General features: G+C 70.6%; 9 protein-coding genes. 7 read left to right on the top strand and 2 right to left on the bottom strand.

The window, feature by feature from the left end; all coding sequences use genetic code 11:
- Positions 1-179: 179 nt before the first annotated feature.
- The 4 genes from ACFWI9_RS32795 (at position 180) to ACFWI9_RS32780 (ending at position 2,068) form a co-directional block, all read left to right on the top strand.
- Positions 180-884, top strand: coding sequence for a DedA family protein (locus ACFWI9_RS32795; protein ID WP_387168511.1), 705 nt, complete (start codon positions 180-182; stop codon positions 882-884).
- Positions 885-930: 46 nt separating this feature from the next.
- Positions 931-1,467, top strand: coding sequence for a gamma carbonic anhydrase family protein (locus ACFWI9_RS32790; protein ID WP_387168509.1), 537 nt, complete (start codon positions 931-933; stop codon positions 1,465-1,467).
- 168 nt (positions 1,468-1,635) lie between these two features.
- Positions 1,636-1,803, top strand: coding sequence for a hypothetical protein (locus tag ACFWI9_RS32785; protein WP_387168507.1), 168 nt, complete (start codon positions 1,636-1,638; stop codon positions 1,801-1,803).
- A gap of 91 nt (positions 1,804-1,894) precedes the next feature.
- A complete protein-coding gene (locus tag ACFWI9_RS32780; protein ID WP_387168504.1) occupies positions 1,895-2,068 on the top strand; it encodes a CsbD family protein in 174 nt (57 codons plus the stop codon).
- 87 nt (positions 2,069-2,155) lie between these two features.
- Here the strand turns inward: ACFWI9_RS32780 and ACFWI9_RS32775 are convergent, their stop codons facing one another.
- Both ACFWI9_RS32775 and ACFWI9_RS32770 read right to left on the bottom strand, forming a co-directional pair.
- Entirely contained in the window at positions 2,156-2,431 is a 276-nt protein-coding gene (locus tag ACFWI9_RS32775; RefSeq protein WP_387168501.1) for a DUF397 domain-containing protein, read from the bottom strand.
- Positions 2,391-3,239 carry a helix-turn-helix domain-containing protein gene (locus tag ACFWI9_RS32770; RefSeq protein WP_387168497.1) on the bottom strand — a complete coding sequence of 283 codons (849 nt, stop codon included), beginning with the start codon at positions 3,237-3,239 and terminating at the stop codon, positions 2,391-2,393. The genes ACFWI9_RS32775 and ACFWI9_RS32770 overlap by 41 nt, the downstream gene beginning before the upstream one ends.
- A 142-nt stretch (positions 3,240-3,381) precedes the next feature.
- Here ACFWI9_RS32770 and ACFWI9_RS32765 point away from each other — a divergent pair, with 142 nt between their 5' ends.
- The 3 genes from ACFWI9_RS32765 to ACFWI9_RS32755 all read left to right on the top strand — a co-directional run bounded on the left by ACFWI9_RS32765 (position 3,382) and on the right by ACFWI9_RS32755 (position 5,320).
- Complete coding sequence (locus tag ACFWI9_RS32765) at positions 3,382-3,747, top strand: ATP-binding protein (protein ID WP_387168514.1); 366 nt, start codon at positions 3,382-3,384, stop codon at positions 3,745-3,747.
- Positions 3,748-3,809: 62 nt separating this feature from the next.
- Positions 3,810-4,475: a class I SAM-dependent methyltransferase gene (locus tag ACFWI9_RS32760; RefSeq protein ID WP_387168494.1), complete on the top strand. Its 666-nt coding sequence runs from the start codon at positions 3,810-3,812 to the stop codon at positions 4,473-4,475.
- A gap of 5 nt (positions 4,476-4,480) precedes the next feature.
- On the top strand, positions 4,481-5,320 hold the full coding sequence (locus ACFWI9_RS32755; RefSeq protein WP_387168491.1) for an N-acetylmuramoyl-L-alanine amidase: 840 nt from the start codon (positions 4,481-4,483) through the stop codon (positions 5,318-5,320).
- The last annotated feature ends 22 nt before the right edge of the window (positions 5,321-5,342 follow it).

Below are 5,342 nucleotides of genomic sequence, written 5' to 3'. Positions count from 1 at the left end.
CCCCGGCCGCCCCCGGCCGCCCGGGCCCCGCCGGGGCCCCAAACTCTGGGGCCGGGGGGCGGGCCCGGGGGCCCCCCGGGGGGCCCCCCCCGCGAAGCTCGAGCCCGACGACACCGGCCGCACCCGCGCCACGCCCGGCGACCATGGGCCCGGGCCGAACGACAACGGGAGGACCGGCGGTGCACGTCCAGGAGTGGCTTGAGACCATCCCGGCGGTGAGTATCTACATCCTGGTGGGTGTGGTCATCGGGCTGGAGAGCCTCGGCATCCCGCTGCCGGGTGAGATCGTCCTCGTCAGCTCCGCCCTGCTCGCCTCCCAGCACGGCGAGATCGACCCCTGGGTGCTCGGCACCTGCGCCACCGGAGGCGCCATCGTGGGCGACTCCATCGGTTACGCCATCGGCCGCAAGGGCGGTCGGCCACTGCTCGCCTGGTGCGGGAAGAAGTTCCCCAAGCACTTCAGCGAGGCCAATATCGCGATGGCGGAACGGTCCTTCGAGAAGTGGGGGATGTGGGCGGTCTTCTTCGGCCGCTTCGTGGCCCTGCTGAGGATCTTCGCCGGACCCCTCGCCGGTGTGCTGCGCATGCCGTACTGGAAGTTCCTGATCGCCAACGTCTTCGGCGGCATCCTCTGGGCGGGCGGCACCACGGCGGTCATCTACTCGGTCGGCGTCGTCGCCGAAGCCTGGCTCAAGCGCTTCTCGTGGCTCGGCCTGGTACTGGCCGTACTCTTCGGCGTGACCTCGATGCTGATCCTCAAGAACCGCGCCAAGAAGGCCGCTGCGCGCACCGAGGCCACGGACGGCGGCGGTGACGGCGAACCGGTGGCATCCCCCGTCCCCGCCGCTGCCGCTGCCGTGCGAGCCGATTCCGCGCAGAACTGACGACGTGACCACACGCTGCGGCGGTCGACCCCATGAGGAGTACGCGATGGCACAGGGACAGCCGGCACTTGTCACCGGAGTCGGCGGGAAGGAGCCCCGGGTCGACCCCGGTGCGTTCGTCGCCCCCACCTCCGTGGTGATCGGCGATGTCGCCCTGGCCGCCGGTTCGAGCGTGTGGTATCACGCGGTGCTGCGTGGCGACTGCGGGCCGATCGTGATCGGCGCGGACAGCAACGTCCAGGACAACTGCACCGTCCATGTCGATCCCGGCTTCCCCGTGACCGTGGGCGAGCGGGTCACCGTCGGCCACAACGCCGTACTGCACGGCTGCACGGTCGAGGACGACGTCCTGGTCGGCATGGGGGCGACGGTACTCAACGGCGCCCATATCGGGGCGGGTTCACTCATCGCGGCCCAGGCGCTGGTCCCGCAGGGGATGCGGGTGCCGCCCGGCTCGCTGGTGGCCGGGGTACCAGCCAAGGTCAGGCGCGAGTTGACGGACGAGGAGCGCGAGGGGCTCAAGGTCAACGCTCTGATGTACCTGGAACTGGCCAAGGAGCACAGGGCGGCGACCGAGAGCTGACGGCGGGCGACGCATGCCCTGACCCATGCCGACTCACGCGGATGGCGCTACGCCTGATTCGCCGCTCGTCACCCGGGTAGCCGCAGCGTACGCAGGCAGCAACCACGCAGCCTATGGAGCCGATGTCGCCCGTTGCAGTCAGCAGTGCAGGCTTCGGAAAGGTGCTCGATGACCACCCCTACCCAGCCGCCGCCCGACGGCCCGGAACCGGTCCCCAGCGGCCCTGAGCCGGTGCCCAGGGACCCGCAGCCCTCGCCCCTGGAACCCGAACCCGGTCATGAGCCGCCCTCGGACCCGGAGCCGGGCACCCGTCCGGTGCCGGAGCCACCCGACTGAGCGTGCGCTCAGCGTCACGGATTGCGGACGGCGAGTGAACGGCGCAAGGTGGATATGCCAGTCCACCCCCCCACGTGAAGGGACCGCCGCCATGTCTAAGGCGAAGGCGAAGGCGAAGCAGGCCAAGGGCAAGATGAAGGAGACCGCGGGCAAGGCCATGGGCGACCGCTCCATGCAGGCCGAGGGCCGTGGCGAGCAGGCCATGGGCAAGGCGCAGGAGAGCGCGGAGCAGACGGCCGAGCGGATGAAGCGGTCGGGGCGGTAAGCCCTCAAGCCGCAACCGTCGGCCATCGGTGAGAACGGCCGCCCCCCCCCCCCGGGGGGGGCGCCCCGCGCTGCGTTCAGGCCAGGGTCAGAGCACGCCCTCGGCGGCGGCGCTGACAAAGGCGGCGAAGGCGGTCGGGGCGACGGCGAAGGCGGGGAGCCCCGGGTCCTTGGAGTCGCGGACCGCGATACGGCAGGGCTGGGCGGCGATCTCGACGCAATCGCCGCCGGTGTCGCCGCTGTGGGAGGACTTCTGCCAGGCCACCGCACCGAGCGGGGCGCACTCGACGCAGTCGCCGCCACCGTCGCCGCTGTAGGACGACTTACGCCACACTGCGTCCGTCAGAATCCGGGTCGTGCCCATACCGTTCCTCCATTACGCGGGCGATCAGCGCCGCGGAGTCCTCCACCGAGAGGGCCGCGGCCTGGAGGTGATCGTAACGGAGCGAACCCTCTCTGAGGGCTGCTGGATTGGCCGTCATATGCCCCTGGACGAAGTCCTCGGTGTAGAGCAGATCCGGGTCGTCGTCGAACCGCAGCAGGTTGAACGAGCCCATCAGGCCGGTATGGGCGCCCGCGGTGAAGGGCAGGATCTGGATCTTGAGCCAGTCGCGGTCGCCCACCTCCAGCAGATGGGCCAGCTGCTCCCCCATCACACCCCTGCCGCCGATCTCCTGACAGAGCACCGCCTCGCTCATCACCACCCAGACCAGCGGGGGGTTCTCGCGGTCCAGGATCCGCTGGCGCTCCATGCGGGCCGCCACATCGGCGTCGAGATTGCCGTCCTCCCGCAACCCCAGCACCGCACGGGCGTAGTCCGGGGTCTGAACGAGTCCGTACACCAACTGCGCCTGGAAGGAGTTGATGTACTCCGCCTTGGCTTCCAACTCGGCGTACGGTTGGAACCAGTTCGGCAGCTGGCTGCGCAGCACAAGGCCCACCAGCCGGGAGAACAGCCCGCCCGTCAAGAGCGCCGCGTCGACCCGCTCGCTGAACTCCCGCGTCGGGACTTTGCGGGCCGTCTCGATCTGGCCGATCAGCGAGCCCGTGCAGAAGACGACACCGCCCAGGTCGTCCTGCGTCATGCCCGCTTCCTCGCGGAGTCTGCGCAGCTCCGCGCCGTAGTAGTCCAGGGGTGAGGCGCTGGGATCGAGGTTTCGGATGTTGGGCATGCGGCGGACCACCGGCTTTCCCAAGCTCACGCCTTGCGGCGTTGGTTTCGGTACGTAGTCAAGCGTATGCACAGCGCCGCACGCTGGTGACGTGAATCACGTAACTGACCCCTCACCAGAGGAAATCTCGAACTGCTACCGGATGGGCTTCACCGTGGGTGAACACTCCGCCTTCCATCTGCGGCGCATCCTGCGGCTGTTCCTGAAGCGCTGGGGGCTCCCCGAGCTGACCGACCCGGCCGAGCTGGCGCTCACCGAGCTGGTGGCGAACGTCGTCCGGCATGTGCCGGGGCGGCATTGCACCACGCTGATCCTCAAGCAGCCCGACGGCCTGCGGGTGGAGATCTCGGACAACGTCCCCATGGAGCTGCGGCCCGTGCACGACGCCGACCCGCTCGCCGAGTCCGGACGCGGGCTGCTGCTCGTGGACGCCGTGACGGACCGCTGGGGCTCGCTTGAGCACCGGGAAGGCAAGGTCGTCTGGTTCGAGTGCGACGCCAAGCCGTGAGCTGAGCAGGCCTACGATGTGTGCCAGCCCAGCCCAGCGCACTCCCCCGAGCCGGAGGAACCATGGCCCCCGCCACCCCCGCCGCCCCCAAGCCGGAGACCCTCGCCGCCTTCGAGGCGGCCAAGGGCTTCATGCCCGTACGCGAAGGGCTCGCCCTGTACGAGGCGGCGGTGTCGGCGGCCCGGGAGCTCGGGCTGCCGCTGCTTGAGGTCGGGACGTACTGCGGGCGGTCGGCGATCCTGCTCGCGGACGCCGCCCGCGAGGCGGGCACCGTGGCCGTCACCGTGGACCACCACCGGGGCAGCGAGGAGCAGCAGCCGGGCTGGGACTACCACGACCCTGAGGTCGTGGACCCCGAGGTCGGGCTGATGGACACCCTGCCCACCTTCCGCCGCACCCTGCACAAGGCGGGCCTGGAGGAGCATGTGATCGCGATCGTCGGGCGGTCACCGCAGGTCGCCAAGATGTGGGGCGGCAAGGTGGGCCTGGTCTTCATCGACGGCGGGCACACCGACGAGCACGCCACGAACGACTACGAGGGCTGGGCCCCTCATCTGGCCGTTGGCGGGCTGCTGGTGATCCACGACGTGTTCCCGGACCCGGTGGACGAGTGGACCGGCCAGGCTCCGTACCGCGTCTACCTGCGGGCGCTGGCCTCCGGCGCGTTCAGCGAGGTGTCGGCGACGGACTCACTGCGGGTGCTGCGGCGTACGGGACAGGGCATCTGAGCGCGATGCGTATGCGCGTACTTTGCGGGGCGGTCGCGGTCGCGGCGGTCGGCCTGGTCGGCTGCGGTACCGGCGGTGGCGGCGCGGCCCCGGAGCGTACGGTGCCCGGGCAGCCCGCGCCTGCCGTACCTTCCCCGGCCGTACCTTCCGCGGCTCCGCCGCAGGCGCTCCCGCTCGCCGGAAAGGTCGTCGTGGTCGACCCCGGCCACAACCCGGGCAACGCCCGCCACGCCCGCGAGATCAACAAGCAGGTGGACATCGGCACCGGACGCAAGGAGTGCGACACCACCGGCACGGCCACCGACGACGGTTACAGCGAGGCCGAGTTCACTCTCGACGTCGCCCGCCGGCTGCGCACCCTGCTGGAGGCGCAGGGCGCGACGGTCCGGCTCACCCAGGACGGCGAGCACCCCGCGTACGGCCCCTGCGTGGACGAACGCGCCCTGATCGGCAACAAGGCGAAAGCCGATGCCGTGATCTCCATCCACGCGGACGGCTCGGGCGGCGGCAACCGCGGCTTCCATGTGATCCTCCCGGCCGAGGTGAAGGGCGGCGCGGCCGACACGTCGGCGATCGTGGGCCCGTCGCGCGAGCTCGGCGAGCGGGTCGCCGGTTCCTTCGCGAAGGCGACGGGCAACGCGCCCGCCAACTACATCAACAAGGGCAGCGGGTTGGATGTGCGCGGGGACCTCGGCGGGCTCAACATGTCGAGGGTGCCGAAGGTGTTCATCGAGTGCGGGAACATGCGTGACGCCAAGGACGCGGCGCTGCTGAAGAGCCCCGAGTGGCGGCAGAAGGCGGCGCGGGGCATGGCGGACGGCATCCTCGCCCATCTGTCCGCCTGAGTTGCCGGTAAGCGGAGCGGGA

Source organism: Streptomyces sp. NPDC127084 (assembly GCF_042724175.1).
Lineage (GTDB): Bacteria > Actinomycetota > Actinomycetes > Streptomycetales > Streptomycetaceae > Streptomyces.
Note: the sequence above shows the minus strand (reverse complement) of the source record. Positions and strands in the feature narration are given on the sequence as shown.

Coding starts and splice junctions, on each gene's coding strand:
- ACFWI9_RS32790 (WP_387168509.1), top strand. CDS start 931: ATGGCACAGGGACAGCCGGCACTTGTCACCGGAGTCGGCGGGAAGGAG.
- ACFWI9_RS32785 (WP_387168507.1), top strand. CDS start 1,636: ATGACCACCCCTACCCAGCCGCCGCCCGACGGCCCGGAACCGGTCCCC.
- ACFWI9_RS32780 (WP_387168504.1), top strand. CDS start 1,895: ATGTCTAAGGCGAAGGCGAAGGCGAAGCAGGCCAAGGGCAAGATGAAG.
- ACFWI9_RS32775 (WP_387168501.1), bottom strand. CDS start 2,431: ATGGGCACGACCCGGATTCTGACGGACGCAGTGTGGCGTAAGTCGTCC.
- ACFWI9_RS32770 (WP_387168497.1), bottom strand. CDS start 3,239: ATGCCCAACATCCGAAACCTCGATCCCAGCGCCTCACCCCTGGACTAC.
- ACFWI9_RS32765 (WP_387168514.1), top strand. CDS start 3,382: ATGGGCTTCACCGTGGGTGAACACTCCGCCTTCCATCTGCGGCGCATC.
- ACFWI9_RS32760 (WP_387168494.1), top strand. CDS start 3,810: ATGGCCCCCGCCACCCCCGCCGCCCCCAAGCCGGAGACCCTCGCCGCC.
- ACFWI9_RS32755 (WP_387168491.1), top strand. CDS start 4,481: ATGCGTATGCGCGTACTTTGCGGGGCGGTCGCGGTCGCGGCGGTCGGC.